Source organism: Actinomycetes bacterium, from assembly GCA_035489715.1.
Lineage (GTDB): Bacteria > Actinomycetota > Actinomycetes > JACCUZ01 > JACCUZ01 > DATHAP01.
In genome coordinates this window covers 1-19,097 of the sequence record DATHAP010000100.1, presented here as the reverse complement: position 1 = coordinate 19,097, position 19,097 = coordinate 1, and the positions used below count along the sequence as shown (strand labels likewise).

19 protein-coding genes are annotated in these 19,097 nt (G+C 76.1%); 10 read left to right on the top strand and 9 right to left on the bottom strand.

The window, feature by feature from the left end; all coding sequences use genetic code 11:
* Window positions 1–202, bottom strand: a 202-nt coding sequence (locus tag VK640_08155) for an FAD-dependent oxidoreductase (protein HTE73156.1), incomplete at its 3' end; no start/stop codon positions are given.
* 80 nt (window positions 203–282) lie between these two features.
* Here VK640_08155 and VK640_08150 point away from each other — a divergent pair.
* Window positions 283–1,293 (top strand): DUF4349 domain-containing protein, encoded by a 1,011-nt coding sequence (locus tag VK640_08150; GenBank protein HTE73155.1) that lies wholly within the window; start codon window positions 283–285, stop codon window positions 1,291–1,293.
* A gap of 140 nt (window positions 1,294–1,433) precedes the next feature.
* Here the strand turns inward: VK640_08150 and hemE are convergent, their stop codons facing one another.
* Window positions 1,434–2,492 (bottom strand): uroporphyrinogen decarboxylase, encoded by a 1,059-nt coding sequence (hemE, locus tag VK640_08145; protein HTE73154.1) that lies wholly within the window; start codon window positions 2,490–2,492, stop codon window positions 1,434–1,436.
* A gap of 27 nt (window positions 2,493–2,519) precedes the next feature.
* Window positions 2,520–3,365 (bottom strand): DMT family transporter, encoded by an 846-nt coding sequence (locus VK640_08140; protein ID HTE73153.1) that lies wholly within the window; start codon window positions 3,363–3,365, stop codon window positions 2,520–2,522.
* Window positions 3,366–3,445: 80 nt separating this feature from the next.
* On the opposite strand from VK640_08140, the gene VK640_08135 reads away from it, so the two are divergent.
* The 3 genes from VK640_08135 (at window position 3,446) to VK640_08125 (ending at window position 6,271) form a co-directional block, all read left to right on the top strand.
* Window positions 3,446–4,042 (top strand): DUF3000 domain-containing protein, encoded by a 597-nt coding sequence (locus tag VK640_08135; protein HTE73152.1) that lies wholly within the window; start codon window positions 3,446–3,448, stop codon window positions 4,040–4,042.
* Between the two features lie 101 nt (window positions 4,043–4,143).
* Window positions 4,144–4,791 carry a response regulator transcription factor gene (locus VK640_08130; protein ID HTE73151.1) on the top strand — a complete coding sequence of 216 codons (648 nt, stop codon included), beginning with the start codon at window positions 4,144–4,146 and terminating at the stop codon, window positions 4,789–4,791.
* 268 nt (window positions 4,792–5,059) lie between these two features.
* Window positions 5,060–6,271, top strand: a complete 1,212-nt coding sequence (locus tag VK640_08125; protein HTE73150.1) for an HRDC domain-containing protein — start codon at window positions 5,060–5,062, stop codon at window positions 6,269–6,271.
* 114 nt (window positions 6,272–6,385) lie between these two features.
* On the opposite strand, the gene VK640_08120 is transcribed toward VK640_08125, so the two are convergent.
* The gene (locus tag VK640_08120) at window positions 6,386–7,252 is read right to left on the bottom strand and encodes an FTR1 family protein (protein ID HTE73149.1); all 867 of its coding nucleotides are present in this window, start codon (window positions 7,250–7,252) and stop codon (window positions 6,386–6,388) included.
* Here VK640_08120 and VK640_08115 point away from each other — a divergent pair.
* A complete protein-coding gene (locus VK640_08115) occupies window positions 7,230–7,517 on the top strand; it encodes a hypothetical protein (GenBank protein HTE73148.1) in 288 nt (95 codons plus the stop codon). The two genes, VK640_08120 and VK640_08115, sit on opposite strands and share 23 nt — an antisense overlap.
* Here the strand turns inward: VK640_08115 and VK640_08110 are convergent.
* Together VK640_08110 and VK640_08105 are read right to left on the bottom strand one after the other, a co-directional pair.
* Window positions 7,504–9,015: a hypothetical protein gene (locus VK640_08110; GenBank protein ID HTE73147.1), complete on the bottom strand. Its 1,512-nt coding sequence runs from the start codon at window positions 9,013–9,015 to the stop codon at window positions 7,504–7,506. The genes VK640_08115 and VK640_08110 overlap by 14 nt on opposite strands.
* A 56-nt stretch (window positions 9,016–9,071) precedes the next feature.
* The gene (locus VK640_08105) at window positions 9,072–10,031 is read right to left on the bottom strand and encodes an NAD(P)-dependent oxidoreductase (GenBank protein ID HTE73146.1); all 960 of its coding nucleotides are present in this window, start codon (window positions 10,029–10,031) and stop codon (window positions 9,072–9,074) included.
* Between the two features lie 116 nt (window positions 10,032–10,147).
* Between VK640_08105 and VK640_08100 the strand changes: the two genes are divergently transcribed.
* The gene (locus tag VK640_08100; GenBank protein HTE73145.1) at window positions 10,148–11,935 is read left to right on the top strand and encodes a lysylphosphatidylglycerol synthase domain-containing protein; all 1,788 of its coding nucleotides are present in this window, start codon (window positions 10,148–10,150) and stop codon (window positions 11,933–11,935) included.
* Here the strand turns inward: VK640_08100 and VK640_08095 are convergent.
* A complete protein-coding gene (locus tag VK640_08095; GenBank protein HTE73144.1) occupies window positions 11,836–13,248 on the bottom strand; it encodes an FAD-dependent oxidoreductase in 1,413 nt (470 codons plus the stop codon). The genes VK640_08100 and VK640_08095 overlap by 100 nt on opposite strands.
* Before the next feature lie 56 nt (window positions 13,249–13,304).
* On the opposite strand from VK640_08095, the gene efeO reads away from it, so the two are divergent.
* A complete protein-coding gene (gene efeO, locus VK640_08090; GenBank protein HTE73143.1) occupies window positions 13,305–14,294 on the top strand; it encodes an iron uptake system protein EfeO in 990 nt (329 codons plus the stop codon).
* Entirely contained in the window at window positions 14,291–15,529 is a 1,239-nt protein-coding gene (efeB, locus tag VK640_08085; GenBank protein ID HTE73142.1) for an iron uptake transporter deferrochelatase/peroxidase subunit, read from the top strand. The genes efeO and efeB overlap by 4 nt, the downstream gene beginning before the upstream one ends.
* Before the next feature lie 10 nt (window positions 15,530–15,539).
* Here the strand turns inward: efeB and VK640_08080 are convergent, their stop codons facing one another.
* The gene (locus tag VK640_08080; protein HTE73141.1) at window positions 15,540–16,835 is read right to left on the bottom strand and encodes a DUF4157 domain-containing protein; all 1,296 of its coding nucleotides are present in this window, start codon (window positions 16,833–16,835) and stop codon (window positions 15,540–15,542) included.
* Window positions 16,836–16,986: 151 nt separating this feature from the next.
* Here VK640_08080 and VK640_08075 point away from each other — a divergent pair, with 151 nt between their 5' ends.
* Window positions 16,987–17,721, top strand: coding sequence for a DNA alkylation repair protein (locus VK640_08075; GenBank protein HTE73140.1), 735 nt, complete (start codon window positions 16,987–16,989; stop codon window positions 17,719–17,721).
* Complete coding sequence (locus tag VK640_08070) at window positions 17,718–18,500, top strand: methyltransferase domain-containing protein (protein ID HTE73139.1); 783 nt, start codon at window positions 17,718–17,720, stop codon at window positions 18,498–18,500. Before VK640_08075 ends, VK640_08070 begins: the two co-directional genes overlap by 4 nt.
* Window positions 18,501–18,583: 83 nt before the next feature.
* Here the strand turns inward: VK640_08070 and VK640_08065 are convergent, their stop codons facing one another.
* Window positions 18,584–19,081: a hypothetical protein gene (locus tag VK640_08065; protein ID HTE73138.1), complete on the bottom strand. Its 498-nt coding sequence runs from the start codon at window positions 19,079–19,081 to the stop codon at window positions 18,584–18,586.
* Between the last annotated feature and the right edge of the window lie 16 nt (window positions 19,082–19,097).

Genomic DNA, 19,097 nt, shown 5'->3' with positions numbered 1-19,097 from the left:
CGCCGGCCAGGTCGCTGACCCGCAGCTTGCCGCCCAGGTGCGGGCTGCCCTCGAGCACCGTGACGCGCAGCCCGCGGCCGCCGTCGCGGCGCAGCACGTGGGCCGCGGCCAGGCCGGCGACACCCCCGCCGACCACGACGACGTGCCTGCCGGCGGCGCCCGCCGGGGCGGCGTCGGGGTCGCCGGGGTCGCTCTCCACCACGGCGGCCACCCTGGCAGACCGTGACCCGATCGCGACCATCGGACCGGGAACCCGCCACCCACCGGTGCCGTCCGACCGCCATGACGACTCGACCAGGGCCCGGCCGTCCGACCCGCCTCGCTGCCGCTGCGGCGGCCGTCGCCCTCGCCGCCGTGCTGGCCGCCTGCTCGGGCGGCGCCGACGGGGGCAGCGACACCTCCGCATCCGCGGGCGATGTGGCGCCCGCCCCCGGCGCGGCGAGGGACACCGACGGTGGCGGCAATGCCGCCGAGCGCGACGAGGGGTCGAGCGGGTCCGCTGGGTCAGCCGGCTGGGGCGGCTCGGGCGGCTCGGGCGGGTCCGACACCGGCTCGGGCCTCGGCCAGCTGGTCAGCAACCGGGTGGTCCCGCAGGGACGCGACATCGTCTACCGCGGCGGCGTGACCGTCGAGGTCCGCGCCGTCGCCACCGCGGCCGACCGGGTCGAGTCGATGGTGCTGGCCGTCGGCGGAGTGGTGGCCGACGAGTCGTCGACGCGGGCGCAAGGCCGGCGGGGCCTGGGCGACGCGCACCTCACGGTGCGGGTGCCGCCGCAGGACTTCGGCGGGACGCTGGACCGGGTCGGTGCCCTCGGCCGCGAGCTGGAGCGCACCCGCAGCGCCCGGGACGTCACGACCGAGCTGGCCGACGTGGACAGCCGGGTCCGCACCCAGGAGCGCAGCGTGGCCCGGGTCCGCACCCTGCTCGGGCGGGCGGACACCATCGGCGAGGTCGTGCAGATCGAGAGCGAGCTGGCCCGCCGCGAGGCCGACCTCGAGTCGCTGCAGGCCCAGCTGGCCGCGCTGCAGGACGTCACCGACCTGTCCACGATCGAGGTGCTGCTCGTCGCGCGCGACGAGACCCGCCCGGCGCCGGCGGAGGACGACGACCTCGGCTTCGTGGCCGGGCTGCGCGGCGGCTGGGACGCGTTCGGCGGGATCGTGCTGGTGGTGCTGACCGTGCTGGGTGCCCTGCTGCCGTTCCTCGTGGTGGCCGCACTGCTCGGCCTGCCGACGTACGCCCTGCTCCGGCGCAACCGGCGACCCGCGTCCTCGCCCGACACCACCGCCTGAAGATCGTTTGCGACGTCCCGGGGCACGACACGCCGGGCGCGCGGCGTGTCCCGCGCCCGCATGTCGCAAACGATCACCGAAAGGGGCGGTGTCCTCGGCGGGTCCGCGGCGCGGCGGTACGTCGCTCCGCGCCGGGCAGGTCAGCGGGCCGAGGCGGTGTGCACCAGGTCGACGACCCGGGTGAGCACCTCGGGGTCGGTGTCGGGGATGACGCCGTGGCCCAGGTTGAAGACGTGCCCGCGGGCGGCCCGGCCCGCGTCGAGGACGGCCCGGGTGCGGGCCTCGACCGCCTCCCAGGGGGCGAAGAGCGCCGCTGGGTCGAGGTTGCCCTGCAGCGAACGGCCCGGGCCGACCCGGCGGGCGGCCTCGTCCAGCGGCAGCCGGAAGTCGACGCCGACGACCTCCGCGCCGGCCTCCCCCATGAGGGCCAGCAGCTCGCCGGTGCCGACCCCGAAGTGGATCCGCGGCACGCCGGTCTCCCCGATCGCGGACAGGACGGCCGCCGAGTGCGGCATGACCGACGCGACGTAGTCACTCGCCGGCAGCGCTCCGACCCACGAGTCGAAGAGCTGCACCGCGGCCGCGCCGGCGCCCACCTGCGCCTGCAGGAAGGCCGCCGTGATGCGGGCCAGCCGGCCCATCAGGTCCGACCACAGCTCCGGGTCGCCGTACATCAGGGCCTTGGTGTGCTCGTGGTTGCGCGACGGCCCGCCCTCGACGAGGTAGGACGCCAGCGTGAACGGAGCGCCGGCGAAGCCGATCAGCGGCGTGGCCCCGAGCTCGGCCACCAGCAGCCCGATCGCCTCGGCGACGAAGGAGACGTCCTCGGGCTCGAGGTCGCGCAGCTGGTCGAGGTCGGCCCGCGACCGGATCGGCCGGGCGACGACCGGGCCGACGCCGGGCTTGATGTCCAGGTCCACCCCGATGGCCTTGAGGGGCACCACGATGTCGCTGAACAGGATCGCGGCGTCGACGCCGTGACGGCGGACCGGCTGCAGGGTGATCTCGGCGACCAGGTCCGGCCGGCGGCAGCTCTCGAGCATCGGCACGCCCTCGCGGACCCGGCGGTACTCCGGCAGCGACCGGCCGGCCTGGCGCATGAACCAGACCGGGGTGTGCGGCACCGGCTCGCCGCGGCAGGCCCGCAGGAAGGCGCTGTCCTGCAGGGCAGCCGAGTCGAGGGCGGGGGCGGTGGTCATGCTGAACATGCTCGAATGCTGTCACGCTCACCCGGTCGCGATGAGCACCACTCCGGCCAGCGCCCCGACCACCCCCCAGGTCTGCGCCCGGCCCAGCCGCTCCCCGTGCAGGAACCGCGCGAGCAGCACGGTCATCACCGGGTAGAGCGAGCCGAGGACGGACACCACGCTGACGTCGTCGCGGCGGCTGGCAGCGCCGAACGCCAGGTTGGCCAGCAGGTCACCCACGCCGACGACCGCGACCAGGGCCAGGTCGGCCCGGCCGATCGCCAGCACCGAGCCGGAGGTCCCCCGGGTCAGGGCGACCAGCAGGGCGACCGTGAGGACGGAGACGGACGTGGCGCGCATGGTCACCAGCGTCATGATCGTGCTGCTCCGGCTGCCCTCGGCGATGAACAGCAGCGCCAGCCCGAAGCCGAGCGCGGCCACCGCCGCCAGCACCAGCGGCCGCGCCCCGGCCCGGCCCTGCAGCTCCGGCCCGCTCGCCAGCACCACGCCGACGATCGCGACGGCGATCCCGACCAGCTGCAGCGCGGCCGGCCGCTCGCCGCGGGCCAGACCGACCACGACCGGCACGACGACGCCGAGCGCGGCGATCGGGGACACCACGCCCATCGTCCCGGCGGCCAGCGCCGCGTAGAAGCAGACCAGGCCGACCATGCCGGCCAGCCCCGAGGCGACCGCCCACGGCAGGTAGCCGGTCGGGTCGCCGAAGGACCCCAGGGCCAGCGCGACGACGAGGATGGTGAGCAGTCCGGCCGCCTGCGACAGGCCGACGACGACCGCCGCCAGCCGGCGCCGGGACACCGTGCCGCCCAGGAAGTCGGCGCTGCCCCACAGCACGCTGGACAGCAGGGCGAGGAGGACGGCCACCGGCGGAGGCTACGGGACCTGCGCGACGCGCCGTCGCGACGGTCCCTGACGGGGGCACCTGTCGGACGTACCCTTCCGGCGTGGGCGCCCGCGAGGAGGTCGAGCCGGCCCCGGAGACCTTCGTCCGGGCCCTCAGCGCGCTGCGCGCGGTCACCCCGCGGCCCGAGGTGGTGCTCGAGGAGACGCCGGCGCCGCAGCGCCTGGCCCCGCACGCGGTCGCCCTCTCGGCCGACGTCCTCGCCCCCGGCGACCCCGACACCGAGCTGGGCACCGGGCGTCTCGTGCTGCTGCACGACCCGGCCGGCCACGAGGCGTGGGACGGCACCTTCCGGGTCGTCACCTACGTGCGGGCCGAGCTCGACCACGACATGGCCGCCGACCCGATGCTGCCGAGCGTCGGCTGGGCCTGGCTGACCGAGGCCCTGGAGGGCCACGCCGCCGCCTTCACCGCGGCGAGCGGCACCGTCACCCGGGTGGCGTCGGAGAGCTTCGGGGCGATCGCGGGCGAGCCGGCCAGCGCCCAGGTCGAGATCCGAGCCTCGTGGACGCCGACCGACGAGGACTTCGGGGGGCACCTGCTCGCCTGGTGCGACCTGCTGTGCACCACCGCCGGGCTGCCCCCCGCCGCCCCCGGCGTGGTCACGTTGCCGGTGCGCCGGCGCAACGCCCGCCGCTAGGCCTCGCCCGGACCTGGTCGGCCGCTTCAGGTCACGCTGCCGACGGCCGATGCAGTCCTGGACAGGACCCTCCGCCGGCATCGAAGGATGGGGAGACCCGGGTGACCGCACTGGTCGAACGGCACGGGAGCACCGCTCACGGGCCGCATGCGCCGCGCGCCCCTCGCTTCACGGCGATGGTGGTCGTGGCGAGCCCGTTCGTCCGGGAGACCCTCGGGCGGACGCTGCTCACGCTCGGGGCCGGCGACGTCGTCGAGGCGTCCAGCCTGGCCGAGGCCCGGGTCCGGGCCTCCGGCACCGCCCAGCGCGACCTCTGCGTCGTCGAGGTCGGGCTCCCCGACGGGTCGGGCATCAACCTGGTCCGCGAGCTGCGCGCGCTCGGCTGGAGCCGCGCCGTCGTGCTCTCCGGCGCCGAGGACCCCTACACGGTGCGGGCCGCGCTCGCAGGCGGCGTGCGGGCCTTCCTGGTCAGTGCCGCCGCCGGGCACACCCCCGGCCCGGCCGGCTCCGGCAGCCCGCCGCACCGCTCCCGCCCCGGCCGCCCCACCGGCGCCGAGGGCCTCTCCGGCCGCGAGGTCGAGGTGCTCCAGCTGGTCTCCGACGGCCGCTCCAACAAGGAGATCGGCGAGGCCCTGGGGCTGTCCGCGCTCACCGTGAAGAGCCACCTGGCCCGCATCGCGCGCAAGCTCGGCACCGGCGACCGGGCCGAGATGGTCGTCGTCGCGATGCGCGCCGGCGTCGTCGTGTGACCGTCGGCTGACCGTCGTCTGACCGTCGTCTGACCCGGGCTATCTCTCCGATCCCGCCCGAACCGGCCTCAACCGGCCCCAACCGGGCGCGTCGGCCCCCGGGTGCCACGGCTGTGGCGCCGCCGGTCGTACGGTGTCAGGCGTGTCCCGCCCGCCCGCCGCCGCCGACGCGGCCGACGACGCGGCGACGATCGACGCCTTCGACGACACCGCAGCCGTCGACGCGGACCCGGCCGAGGCCGCCGACGAGCGTCCGACCGCCGTCCCGCTGACCGAGCCGCGCGACGGGGTGCCCGCCCCGCTCGTCGACCAGGCCGAGCTGGCCCGGGTGGTCGAGGTGCTGGCGGCCGGGCACGGACCGGTGGCGGTCGACGCCGAGCGCGCGTCCGGCTACCGCTACGGGCAGCGGGCCTATCTCGTGCAGCTGCGCCGGGCCGACCTCGGCACCGTCCTGGTGGATCCGCGGGCGCTGCCCGACCTGTCCCCGCTGGGCGCGGCCATCGCCGACGACGAGTGGGTCCTGCACGCCGCGTCGCAGGACCTTCCCTGCCTGCGCGAGCTAGGCATGGCGCCCGGCCGGGTCTTCGACACCGAGCTGGCGGGCCGGCTGCTCGGCTACCCCAAGGTGGGGCTCGGCCCGATCGTCGAGCAGGTGCTCGGGCTGAGCCTGGAGAAGGGCCACTCGGCGGCCGACTGGTCGACCCGGCCGCTGCCGGAGCCGTGGCTGCGCTACGCCGCCCTCGACGTCGAGGTGCTGGTCGAGCTGCGCGACGCGCTGGCCGCCGAGCTCGACGCGCAGGGAAAGCGGGACTGGGCCGAGCAGGAGTTCGCGGCCGTGGTCGCCGCACCGCCGCCCCCGCCCCGCGTGGACCCGTGGCGGCGCACGTCCGGGCTGCACCGGGTGCGCAAGCGCCGCCAGCTCGCGGTGGTACGGGCGCTGTGGGAGCGCCGCGACGAGGTGGCCCGCCGGCGCGACATCGCGCCCGGCCGGGTGCTGCCGGACGCCGCGATCGTGTCCGCCGCCCTCAGCGCGCCGCGCACCGAGGCCGACCTGACCGCCCTGCCGGTGTGGGGCGGTCGGTCGCTGCGGCGCCAGACCTCGACCTGGCTGCCGGCGATCCTCGCCGGGCTGGACCTGCCCGACGCCGAGCTGCCCGAGCTCAAGACCCCGCACGAGGGCCCGCCGCCGGCCCGCAGCTGGAGCGAGCGGGAGCCGGCCGCGGCCGCCCGGCTCGCCGCGGCGCGCACCGCGGTCGCCGCGCTGGCCGACGAGCACCGGCTCCCGGTCGAGAACCTGCTGGCTCCCGACACCGTCCGCCGTCTGTGCTGGGAGCCGCCCGGCGGGCCGGCGCCCGACGCCGCCGCGGTGGGCGAGCTCCTGCGCGAGCACGGGGCCCGGCCGTGGCAGGTCGGGCTGACCGCCGCCGTGCTCAGCGGCGCGCTGGACCGGGTTGCGCGACGTACCGCCGTCGACGACTGACGCCGACCTCGCCTCTGCTGCACCCGTGATCGTTTGCGACGTTCGCGGCCGCGACACGCCGTCCCCCTCGGCGAGTCGCGCGGACCTGCGTCGCAAACGATCACGGAAGGTGGGTCAGGCGGTGGGGTGGCCCACCTTCTCCGGCACGTGACCCGGCGCGGCCGGGGCGGCCGCCTTGGGGTTGCGCAGGAACAGCCAGGTGACGGTGCCGACGTAGCCGACGTAGGCGATGACCTGCTCGATCGAGGGACGCGGGTCCCAGCCGAACATCGCGCCCAGGAAGCGCCCGGTCTCGGTCTCGACTGTGAGCAGCTTGATCGAGGTGAGGTCGTAGACGTTGTTCCACGCGATGCCCATGTCGCCCGATGTCTGCAGGAACATCACGGTGCGCGCGAGCAGCCCGCCGGCGAACAGGATCAGGACGACGCCGGTCACCTGGAAGAACTGCTTCATCGGCAGCCGCTTGCCGCCGAGCACGACCGCCCACCCGAGCACGCAGGCGACGGCCAGGCCGATCACCGCCCCGAGCAGGACCTCGCCGCCGTCCTCCGTGGTGGCGGTGGCGATCATGAACAGCGCCGCCTCGAGCCCCTCGCGCAGCACCGCGAAGAACGCGGCCGCGACGATGGCCCACTTCACCCGCCCCGTGCGCTCCATCGCGTCGTCCAGGACCTCCTGCAGCTCGCCCTTGATCGCCCGGGCGTGCTTTCGCATCCAGAAGATCATCCAGGTCAGCACGGCCACCGCGAAGAGCGAGATCGCGGCGAACGCGCGCAGCCGGGCCTCCCCCTCGAGCGACTCGATCGACAGGTGGATCGCCACGCCGGCCGCGACCGAGAGCGCCGCGGCCGCGGCGACCCCGCCCCACATGGCCGGGATCAGGTCATGGCGCGAGGTCTTGCGCAGGTAGGCGTAGAGGATCGCCACGATCAGGGCGGCCTCGAAGCCCTCGCGGAGCATGACGAAGAAGGCGGTCAGCATCGGTCACCTCGGTGCGCTGGGTGGGTGGTCATCGTGGGGTGCTCACTCGTCGGTCGAGCCGGAGGACGAGCCGGAGCCGCTGCCCGACCCGCTGCCCGACCCGCTGCCGGTGCCCGACCCGTCGTCGCTGCAGGCAGCGACCGACAGCGTCAGCGCGGCCGCCATCAGCACGGCGGCGGCCCGGCGGGTCGTGCGGGTCGAGCGGGTCGGGCGGGTCGTGGCGCGGGACATCGCGGGTGCCTCTCTGTCGGTCAGGCGCGAGTGAGGGCCGGCCGGTCGGCCGGCCGGCCGTAGTCGTCGGAGTCGTCGGAGTCGTCGGAGTCGTCGGGGTCGTGCGAGTGGTTGGAGTCGTCGGGGTCGAGCAGGTCGTCGGTGGCGGTCGAGCCCGATGTCGTACGTCCCCGGGCCGGTCGGTCGGCGCCCTGCTGCCAGCCCACCAGGGCGAGTGCGGCCAACGCGACGATCCAGCCGGCGTGACGCAGCCAGTCCCCGACGGCGAGGTCCCCGCGGTAGTCGGGAAGCAAGACCCGGGCCCAGGAGTAGAGCGGGTCGTCGACCAGCTCGAAGCCGCTGACCCAGGTGATCTCCCGGGCCCAGCCGTCGACGAGCAGGGCGGCGGTCGCGGCCAGCCCGACCAGCCCGAGCAGGGCGGCCGCGGCCCGGACCAGCGGCCCGGCGACCCGGTCGGCCCACCACAGCAGGGCGACCAGCAGCAGCGGCAGCACCACGACCACCTGGCGGCCCGGCCACCAGAAGCCGTGCATGGTGAGGGCGGCCCAGGTGGCCATGCCCCAGCCGGTCAGCACCGGCAGGGCGAGCAGCGCCCAGCCGTCGGGCCGGCGCCGGGCGAGCGCGCCCAGGGCGACCACGGCCAGCAGCCAGACCGGCGCCCACGCGGCCAGCCCGTAGGCGCGGTCGACGAGCAGCGCGACCAGGCGCAGCGAGCGGCCGACGTAGTCGGGGTCGACACCCATGACCGACGCCTCGCCGGTCTGCACGAAGTGGTCGCCGCTGGCGTAGGCGGTGAGCCCACCCCACCAGAGCTGGTGCAGCGCGAGGTAGAGGACGCCGGCGGCCCCGAGTCCGCCGGCGAGCGAGAGCGCCGCACGCCGACCACTGCTGCGGCCGGCGAGGGCGAGCCGCCACAGCAGGAGCACCGCCAGCACGGCGGCCACCGCGGCGTACTTCACCGACAGCCACGGCAGGGCGACCACGGCCAGGCCGGCCAGCGCGACGCCCCGGCCGCCGAGCCGGCCGGTCGAGGCCGCCACCGCCACGAGCACGGCGCCGGCCGCGGGCAGCTCGGGGTAGACCTGCTGGCCGTAGACCGCGAGCGGCGGCGAGGCCGCGACGACCGCGGTGCCGGCGCCGGCCAGCCAGGGCCGGACCCCGAAGCGGCGGACCGCCACCCAGACGGTGAGCGCCGCGACGCCCCCGGTCAGGACCGCGAGAACGAGCTTGGCGGCCAGCCAGCCGCCCAGGCCCATCGGCGCGGCCAGCAGCACCGGCAGCAGCGGGTCGTGCGGGCTGACCTGGCGGCCGCCGTCGAGCTGCTCGGTCTGCACCGGCAGGTCGGCGTCGTGGAAGTCGCGCCAGCGCCGGTCGGCCAGCTCGTCGGAGATGTCGAGGCTGTGGTCCTCCCACAGCGAGAGGGCGGTCAGCAGGTACTGCGGCTCGTCGACCGCCGCCTGCCCGCCGAAGGTGGTCCGGACCCCCGCCCCCAGCCCGGCGGCGAGGACGGCGGCAAAGGCGGCGACCAGCATCGCGGCCGCGACCCTGCGCCTCGCATCTCCCGCACTGCTCGTGGACCCGGCCGGCGTCATGCCCCCACCGCCAGCGGGTCCGACCGGTCGGCGCCGAGGGCGGTGCTCGCCGCCTGCCGGCGCACCACCTCGCGCAGGTCGGTGCGCGGCACGAAGCCCACCACCGCGCGCAGTCGCGCGGTGTCGGCCCAGGTGTCGGCCGGCTCGACCGCTGCCGCCGGGGTCACCCGGATGCGCGCCGTGCGGCCGGTCGCCTCCGCGACCGCCTCGACGACCTCGGCGAGCGTGTGCGGCCGGCCGGTGCCGACGTTGAGCACGCCGGTCGGTGCGCAGCCGGGCTCGGCGAGCGTCGCGAGGACCCGCGCGACCTCACGGACGTCGGTCAGGTCGCGGGTGCGCTCCAGCGAGCCGAAGACCTCCAGCGGCCGGTCGGCGTACGCCGCCGCCAACCACCGGGCCACGGCCATGTCCGGGCGCTGGCCCTCGCCGACGACGGTGAACGGGCGCACCGCGGTGACCCGGCCACCGGCGGCCGCCCGGCGGGCGCAGAGCTCCTCGACGGCGACCTTGCTGCGGGCGTAGCCGCCGCGGGGGGCCGGCCGGTCGGACTCGCGGCTCGGCCGGCCGGTGCTGCCGCCGTAGACCGACGACGAGGAGGCGACGACGACCGGCACGTGCGCCGGGACGGCGGCCAGCACCCGGGCGGTTGCCAGCACGTTGTCGCGGTGGCGCCGGCGGTCGACGTCGGGAGCGTCGTCCCGCACCCCGGGGCACCCGGCCAGGTGGAGCACGGCGGACGCCGCGTCGAGTGCCGCGTCCACGAGCTCGTCGCGGTGCAGCAGGTCGCCGGTCAGCACGAGCGGGGCCGGGCCGCCGACGGAGGCCCCGGCCGGCGAGCCGGTGCCGCTGCCAGCCGGACGGCGGTCCACGGCGACGACGGTGCGGCCGCGCCGGGCGAGCTCGGCGAGGACGGTGCGGCCCACGAAGCCCGACGACCCGGTCACGACGACCGACACCGGCACCACCTCGCTGCTCGTTCTCCGTGGGACCCCGCGACAAGTAAGGTAAGCCTAACCACACAGCAGATGGCAAGCCCGCGCGGCTGCCGGATCGACGAAGGAAGGGCGGCGGGATGCGGCGGACCGCGGGTCGGACGGCTCGAGTCGCTCGGGTCGCCCGGGTCGCCCGGGTCGCCCGGGTCGCCCGGGTCGTTCGGGTCGCCCGGGTCGTCGTCGGCCTGGTCGCGGTCGCCGTCGCCGTCGGCTACCTGTGGCGCGGCCCGGTGGCCGGGGCGGAGGTCGGCCGGGTGGTGCGCGCCGTGGCCGCCGACCCGCTCGGTCTGGCCGCGGCCCTGGCTGCCTACGGCGCGGCGTTCGGGCTGCGCAGCTGGGCCTGGGTCCGGGTCCTCCCCGGCCTGCCGGCCGGCCAGGCCTGGGCAGCGCTGCACGTCTCGCTGGCCGGCAACCACCTGCTGCCGCTGCGGCTCGGCGAGGCGCTGCGCCCGGCCAGCGTGGCCCGCCGCACCGACCTCGGGTGGGGTCCGGCGACCGCCTCCACGCTCACCCTGCGGGCCGCCGACCTGCTGGCGGTGCTCGCCCTTGCGCTCGCCGCCGCGCCCGCCCTGGTCCGCGGCGTCGCCGGCGACCTGGGCCTGGCCGTCGCGGGCACCGCCCTGCTCGGGCTGCTGGGCGCCGGACTGGTGTGGTCGCGCCGCCAGCGGCGTGCGGGCGTCGCCCTGCGCACGCCGGGCGCCACGGTCGCCGCCGCCTGCGTCGCGGCCTGGCTGCTCGAGGCCGCCGTGGTGTGGGAGGTGGCCCGGGTCGCCGGTGCATCGCTCTCGCCCGCCGAGGCGGTCGGCGTCACCGCCGTCACGATCGCCGCCCAGGCGGTGGCGGTGACGCCGGGCGGCTTCGGCACCTACGAGGCGGCTGCGACCGCCGCCATGGTCGGGGCCGGTGTGGAGCCCTCTCTCGCCTTCGCGGTGGCGCTGACGACGCACGCGGTCAAGACGGCCTACGCGCTCGTGGTCGGCGGTGTCGCCCTGACGGCGCCGGCGCCCCCGTTCTGGGGCCGGCTGCGGCTGCCCCGCGCCCGACCGCAGCGGCCGCCCGCGCTGCCGGTCGCCGACGACGCGCCGGTCGTCGTGATGATCCCGGTCCACGACGAGGAAGGTGCGGTCGGCGACGTCGTCTCCCGGGTCCCGCACCGCGTCCACGGCCGCCGGGTCGAGGTGCTCGTCGTCGACGACGGGTCGACCGACGGCTCGGCCGCCGAGGCGGCGTCGGCCGGTGCCACGGTCGTCGCGCAGCCGCGCAACCTCGGCCTGGGCGCGGCCGTCCGGCGCGGGCTCGCCGAGGCCAGCGCCCGCCGTCCGGCCGCCGTGGTCTACCTCGACGCCGACGGCGAGTACTTCCCCGAGGACATCGGCACCGTCGTCGGGCCGGTCCTGGACGGGCGGGCCGACTACGTCGTCGGATCGCGCTTCACCGGCGACATCCGCCGCATGCTGCCGCACCGCCGTCTCGGCAACCAGGTGCTCACCCGGTGGGTGCGCTGGACCGCCCGCCGCCGCGACCTGACCGACGGCCAGAGCGGCTTCCGGGCCTTCTCCGCCGCCGCCGCGGCCGACGGCGAGGTGGTGCACGACTACAACTACGCCCAGGTGCTCAGCCTGGACCTGCTGGGCAAGGGCTACGCCTACGCCGAGGTGCCGATCAGCTACGCGTTCCGCGAGCAGGGCACCAGCTTCGTCCGCCTCGGCCGATACCTGCACAGGGTGCTGCCCGCGGTCCACCGCGAGCTGGGAGACCCGACGCCGGCTCAGTCCTCGACGACGTGGCTGGCGAACCGGGCGCGAGCCGACGCCCACGACGACTCGTCCCGCGACCCGTCGGGCCGCAGCGCGCTCACCGCGTCGTAGGCCATCGCGATCGCATGGTGGGTGTTGTCGTGCGCGAAGAGCCCGAGCCGGCCGAAGGTCGTCACCCGCGGCAATGAGCCGACCCACCGGTCCAGGCCGGCGAGGTTGGCCTCGTAGCCCGGCTCGTAGACCGGATACACGAAAGGCAGCCGCTTCACGACCACGGCGCCGCGACGTACCGGCGGCAGACCGGTCACCCGCAGCGCCTCGTCCACCAGCGCCGCCAGGTCCTCGTCCGAGGCCTCCCACAGCGGTTCGCCCACCGAGCACGGCAGCTCGGCGCAGAGCACGGTGCGGTCGTCGGGGTCGTCCGCGGACTCGCGGTAGTTGGTGGGCTCCGAGATCCGCGTCACCGGCGTCTCGGGGCCCGGGAAGTAGTGCGCGTCGTACGGCGTCCAGCGACCGCCCCGGTGCACCACGTAGACGAGGACCATGGCGCGGAACCGCAGTCCGGCGGCGTCCTCGAGCACCTGCGCCGGAGGCCCTGGCGCCGCCAGCCGAGCGAGCAGCGGCATCGGCACGGTGCTGAACGCGTGCCCGGCCGGGTGCTCCTCGCCGGCCCTGGTGCGCACGACGACCCTTTCGTCGCCGTGAGCCACCTCGGTGACCTCGGACCCGAGGCGGATCTCGGTCCCGGCGGCCACAGCAGCGTCCGCCAGCGCCTCCACGACCTGGCCGAAGCCGCGCCGGGGGTAGTGGAAGACCCGCCCCTGGCCGGTCCGGGCGGAGCGGTCCAGGCGCAGCACCCGGGCCGCCACCTTCCACGGGGTGTCGGCGGTGACCCGCTTGGCCGCCTGGTCGGCAGAGATCCGGTCGCCGGGGAGACCCCACAGCTTCTCGGCGTACGGCGAGTAGAGCTGCTCGTAGAGGGTGGGGCCGAGCCCCTTGCGCAGCGCCGCCGCGAACGACGGCGGCTCGCGACGGCGCACCGGCGCGGTGAGCGCCTCGGCGCCGATCCGCCCGATCAGCCGCGACGGCATGGCCCGGACCAGCTCCACCGGCCGGAGCGGGAAGCCGACCCAGCGGCCCGCGAGCCGCAACCGGCCGTGGCGCGGACGCATCTGCAGATCCGGCCCGAGCAGCGCGCGCAGGTCGGCGAGCAGCGCCGGCGGGGTCGCCGGGTGCAGCCGGTGGCTGCCGTGGTCGACCCGCACGCCGTCGACCTCGAACGAGCCGGCCAGCCCGCCGACCCGGTCGGCGCGCTCGAGCACGGTCACCGGGTGCCCACGCCCGGCCGCCCGCCAGGCCGCGGCCAGGCCGGCCGGGCCGGAGCCGAGGACGACGACGGGCACACGATCAGCACCGGTGCGCACCCGCCGACGCTAACCGACGGCCAAGCCGGTGCTCCATTAGGTTAGGGTCCCCTAACTTGCCGCCTCACTCCCGGGAGAACCTGCTCGTGCTCCGTCCTCTGCTGCCGGCCGCCACTGTCGCGTTCGGCCTGGTCCTGCTATCCGGCTGCTCCGACGACGGCTCCGGTGTCTCCGCGTCGGCGTCCGGCTCCGCCTCGGGGTCCCTGGCCGGCTCGGGCTCCGGCTCGCTGGCCGAGGAGGACCTCAGCGCCGGCACCGACGACCCGCTGGTGAAGCAGGCGGTGCGCGACTACACCGACTACGTCACCGGGCAGGTTGACCTGCTCCTTGCCGAGACGACGACCTTCACCGACGCGGTCCAGGCCGGTGACCTCGAGGCGGCACAGGCGGCCTACGCGCCGTCGCGCGAGCCGTGGGAGCGGGTCGAGCCGATCGCCGGCCTGGTCAGCGACATCGACGGCGCGGTCGACGCGCGGGTCGACGACTTCGAGGGCCCCACCGAACCGGAGTTCACCGGCTGGCACCGGCTCGAGCACCTGCTCTTCGAGAAGCAGACGACTGATGGCGCCGCGACGTTCGCCGACCGCCTCGACGCCGACCTGGCGACCCTGCAGGAGGCCGTGGCGGACCTGGAGATCCCGCCGGCCGCGATCCCGGTGGGCGCCTCCGAGCTGATCGAGGAGGTCTCCCTCGGCAAGATCACCGGTGAGGAGGACCGCTACTCCAAGACCGACCTCTGGGACTTCGCCGCCAACGTCGAGGGGTCCGAGGCTGCGGTCGACGTGCTGACGCCGGCACTGGAGAAGGCCGACCCCGACCTGCTCGCCTCGGTGCAGAACGCGTTCGACGAGCTCGAGGCCTCTCTGGAGCCGCTGCGTCGGGGCGACGGCTGGGCGCCCTACTGCCAGGAGGACGACCCGTTCCCGTCGGAGGAGCTCTGCGACGGCGTCACCGTCGACGCCGACACCAAGGCGGTCCTCACCGCGCAGCTGGCAGAGCTCTCCGAGCGCACCGCCGACATGGCCGGTGCCCTGGACCTGCAGTGACCGACCTGCGCCGCCGGTCGTTCCTCCTCGGCCTGGGGGCCGCCGGGGTGGCCGGCGTGGCCGGGGGCGCCGCCACCACCGGCGTCGCGATGGCCGCTGCCGACGGCTCCGGCGACCACCAGCCCCGGTTCGTGCCGTTCGAGGGGGCGCACAAGCAGGGCATCACCGCCCAGCCGGTGCCCGCCCTCGGGCTGATGGCTGCCTTCGACGTCGTTTCGGGCGACCGCGACGGCCTGCGCGAGATGTTGCGCGAGCTGACCGACGAGGTGCGCGGGCTGATGGCCGGCCGCCCGCCGCAGCAGCGCAGCCCGGCCTACCCGCCGGTCGACTCCGGGATCCTCGGCGACCTGCCCGCGGCCGACGACCTGTCCGTCGTGGTCGGCGTCGGGGCGTCGCTCTTCGACGACCGGTTCGGTCTGCGCGACCGCCGGCCGCGGGAGCTGGTCGAGATGCCGTTCCTGGCCAACGACCGGCTCGATCCGGCCCGCTCGCACGGCGACGTCCTGGTCACCGTCGAGGCCAACCACCCCGACACGGTGCAGTTCGCGCTGCGGCAGGTCATGCGCCGCACCCGCGGGCACCTGGTGCTGCGCTGGATGGTCGACGGATACGCCCGTGGCTCGTCCGGGTCCGGTGGCTCCACGCAGCGCAACCTGATGGGCTTCAAGGACGGGACGGCCAACCTCGACACCGGCTCCCGCCGGGCGATGGACCGCCACGTGTGGGTCGCCCCCGCTGACGACGAGCCGGCCTGGACCGTCGGCGGCAGCTACATCGCGGTCCGGCTGATCCGGATGCTCGTCGAGTTCTGGGACCGGACCCGGCTCTCCGAGCAGGAGGCGATCGTCGGCCGCCACAAGCTCAGCGGCGCGCCGCTGGGCAACACCGACGAGCACGCCCAGCCGGACTTCGCGGGCGACCCGCACGGCCGGCTCACCCCGCTCGACTCGCACATCCGGCTGGCCAACCCGCGCACCAGGGCCAGCGCGGAGTCGCTGATCCTGCGCCGCGGCTTCTCCTACACCCGCGGCTTCGACGCGGCCGGCCAGCTCGACCAGGGGCTGGCCTTCGTGTCCTACCAGCGCAGCCTCGAGCGCGGCTTCCTCGCCGTGCAGGAGCGGCTCAAGGGCGAGCCGCTCGAGGAGTACACCGTGCCCGAGGGCGGCGGATTCTTCTTCGCACTGCCCGGCGTCCGCGGCGGCTCCGGTTACCTGGGTGAGGGCCTGCTCCGGTGACTGCGGTCGGTCAGCGCGAGACGCTGTCCGCGTAGTCGGCGAGGCCCCGGCGCAGCTCGTCGGTCGTAACGCCCAGCACCTGCTGGAAGACCCGGTCCTGCGCCTGCGGCACCAGGGCCTCACGCACGTTACGGCCCAGCAGCCGGTAGACCCGGCGCAGCGCCCCGTCGCCGTACTCGTCGGCGATGTAGGCGCATGCGAGGAAGCCGGCGATGTAGTGCCCGGCGACGTCGCGCTGGTAGAAGTCGTACGTCGGCAGGTCGACCGAGCCGGCGGCCACCTGGCGCTGCAGCGACCGCGGCAGGCGGATGCTGAACGGCTCCAGGTAGCGGTAGGCCGTGTACTCCGCCGCGCCCTCCGCCAGCCACCGCGGCGCCCCGGGCATGGTGCGCTGCTGGGTGGCGACGTGGGTCACCTCGTGGGCGAGCAGGTCGACGTTGTCCCGGTCCCCGGGGTCGAAGTAGCGCGGGTTGAGGATGACCCGGCTGCGCGCCACGAGCGGCTCGTCCTCGCCGCCGTCCTTGGACCAGCCGGGCACCGTGTCGTAGGCCGGGACGGCGATCGCCGCGACGTTCGCCGACGTCCGGTCGGGGGTCCGGAAGTAGGTCTCGACCAGGTGCTGGTCCTGCACGGCGACGACCACGACCCGCCGCCGCCAGCCGTCGGACCAGAAGTCGGCCACCCGCCGCACCGCCCGGTCGCCGACCCGGACCAGCCGGTCCAGCCGCGCCTTGTCCGCGGCGTCGGCGAGCACCAGCACCGAGCGGCCGCGCCCGACCACGATCGCGCGACGGTCCCACGGGTCGGCGTGCCCGGTCTCGGGCAGCTGCCGGTCGGCGTCGCTGTCGCTGGCGATCAGCCAGCGCTTGCCGGTCCGGAGGAAGGTCAGCACCTGCGGCCGGGCGACCGGGGCCCGGTCGAAGCCCTTGATCGCGTAGTGCAGCAGGACGGCCGGCAGGTGGTAGGGCCGGTCGTAGGTCTGCGCCAGGTCGGGCCGGTTGTAGTCGTCGCCCACGAGCTCGTAGTGCCACGACGCGAAGTCGACCTGCGTCAGGTTGTCGAAGAGCTGCTCCTGCAGGGCGACGAAGTCCGGGTCCCGACGGTCGACGTCGGCCAGGAAGGCCTCGCGGTCGCGGTCCAGCACTGCCCGGGCCCGCCGGTCGAGGACCGCGCGGACCGCACTGTCCCGACCGGTCGGCGCCTCGGCGCCGGATGCCCCGTCCGCACCGCTCCCTGCCGGGTCGCGGCCGGCGACCACGACCCCTGTGGTGACCAGCCCGGCGACCAGCAGCAGGACCACCAGCACCGCCAGCGTGGTCCGCCGGCGGCTGCGCGGCGGCGCTCCAGCCGTCCCCGCCTCCTGCGTCCCCGTCCCCGTACCCGTACCCGTCCCCGTCCCCGTCCCCGCCGACATGCGGCCGTCCTACCCAGATCCCGCTCCGGCTAGCCTCCGGACCGTGACCGGGGTCGAGAGGAGGCCCGACGCGGCAGGAGTAGGCGCGCTGGTGCAGGACCTGCGCGCCGGGCTCGCCGCGGCCGCGGCACCGGCCATGCAGGCGTACATGAAGTCGGACCTCCCCTACTACGGGGTCAGGGCCTCGTCCTGCCGGGCGGTCTGCACGAGCGTGATCGCCGCCCACCCCCTCCCCGACCGGGCGGCCTGGCTGGCCGCGGTCCGACGCCTCTGGGACGAGGTGACCCACCGCGAGGAGCTCTACGCCGCCCTCGCGCTGCTGCGGGACCGCCGATACGCGGGACACCGCGACCCCGGGGTGCTCCCGGTCTACCGGCACGTCCTGGTGACCGGCGCGTGGTGGGACGTGGTCGACGACACGGCCGCCCACCTCGTCGGCCCCCTGCTGCTCGCCCACCCCGCGGAGGTGGGACCAGTCCTGCGCGCGTGGGCCGTCGACGAGGACCGCTGGCTGCGCAGGACCGCCGTCATCGCCCAGCTGATGGCCAAGGAGCGCACGGAGCTCGACCTGCTCACCACGGCGATCGAGGCCAACCTGGACGACCGCGACTTCTTCCTGCGCAAGGCCATCGGCTGGGCGCTGCGGCAGTACGCCCGCACCGATCCGGACTGGGTGCGCGCCTTCGTGTCCGACCACGCCGAGCGGCTCAGCCCCCTGTCGCGCCGCGAGGCGCTCAAGCACCTCGGGCCGCTGGGCGGCCCGCCGGGTCCGGCATGACCGCCGCGGAGCAGTGGGCCGACGAGCTCGCCGCGTGGCGGATCGACCCGGAGATCCTGGCGGCCGCTCCCGAGTCGCCCTACGGCTTCCCGCCCGCGCTGTTCGCACCGAGGGACGACGTCGGGTCACCGCTGCTCGACCTGACCCGGGCCGCGCTGCCGCCCGGCGGCACCGTGCTGGACGTCGGTGCCGGCGCCGGGGCGGGCAGCCTCGGCCTCGGCGAGGCCGTCGGCCGGGTCCACGCCGTCGACTCGCAACCGTCGATGCTGCGCGCTCTCGAGGCGACGGCGGCCGAGCGCGGGGTCCCGGTGACGACGTACGACGGGGTCTGGCCCGACGTCGCCGCCACCGTCCCGGTGTGCGACGTCGTCGTGTGCGCGCACGTTGTCTACAACGTTCCCGACCTCGTGCCGTTCGTGACGGCGCTGACCCGGCACGCCCGTCGCCTGGTGGTCGTCGAGATGACGGGCGCCCACCCGCTGGTGCGGCTGGGCCCGATGTGGGAGGCGGTCCACGGGCAGTCGAGGCCCCGCGGCCCGACCGCCGAGCTGGCGATGGCGGTCCTGCGCGAGTCCGGCATCGCACCGACGGTGGCCGAGGTGGTGCGCGACCCGGCGGTGCGCGCCGGGGCGCTGCGCGAGGCGTGGGTGGACTTCACCCGGCGGCAGCTGTGCCTGCCGCCGGAGCGGCGGGCCGAGGTCGAGCGATTGATGGAAAGGCACCCGCCGACGCCGCGGCGGTCCGTCATCCTGTCCTGGCCGGGCGGCGCCGCGGGCTGACCCCGGCCGCGTGGTGCCGCCGTCAGGCGGCCGGGCGTCGGGTGCCGCCGACGCCCGGCCGCCTCACGTCCCGGGACGCTTCCCTACGGCCGGTGGGTGTCGGCGTGCCCGGCGCCGGCGGTGGACCGGCCGTCGCTGGCCTGCTCGCCGGTCTCCGCGCTGCCGGCTGCGTCCTCGTCCGCCTCGGCGGCGGTCGTGGTCGTCGTCGGGGTCGGGGTCGGGCGGGCACCGGCCTTGCTGCGCCCGTCGGAGGCCACCCCGGAGACGGCGGCTCCCTTGTCGGCGCCTTCCAGGTCGGTGGTCGTGGCGAGGTCGGACACCGCGCCACCCTTGGCCGACGTCTCCGTGCCAGCCGCGCCGGCGCCGGCCGTGGCGCCGCCCGGGCGGGTAGCCGTCTCCTCGGCCGCTGCGTCGGCCGGGCCGGGGACGGTGACCCCGACGTTCGCGAGCGCGTCCTTCGCGGTCTGCTGCACGGTGCCCGGCAGCGAGCCGGTCGCGGCGACGGCGTACCCGCCGCCGAAGAGGGACAGGACGCCGATCGCGGAGGCGGCGGCGAGCTTGACGGTGGTCCGGGACTGCATGCGGCTCCTCGGAGAG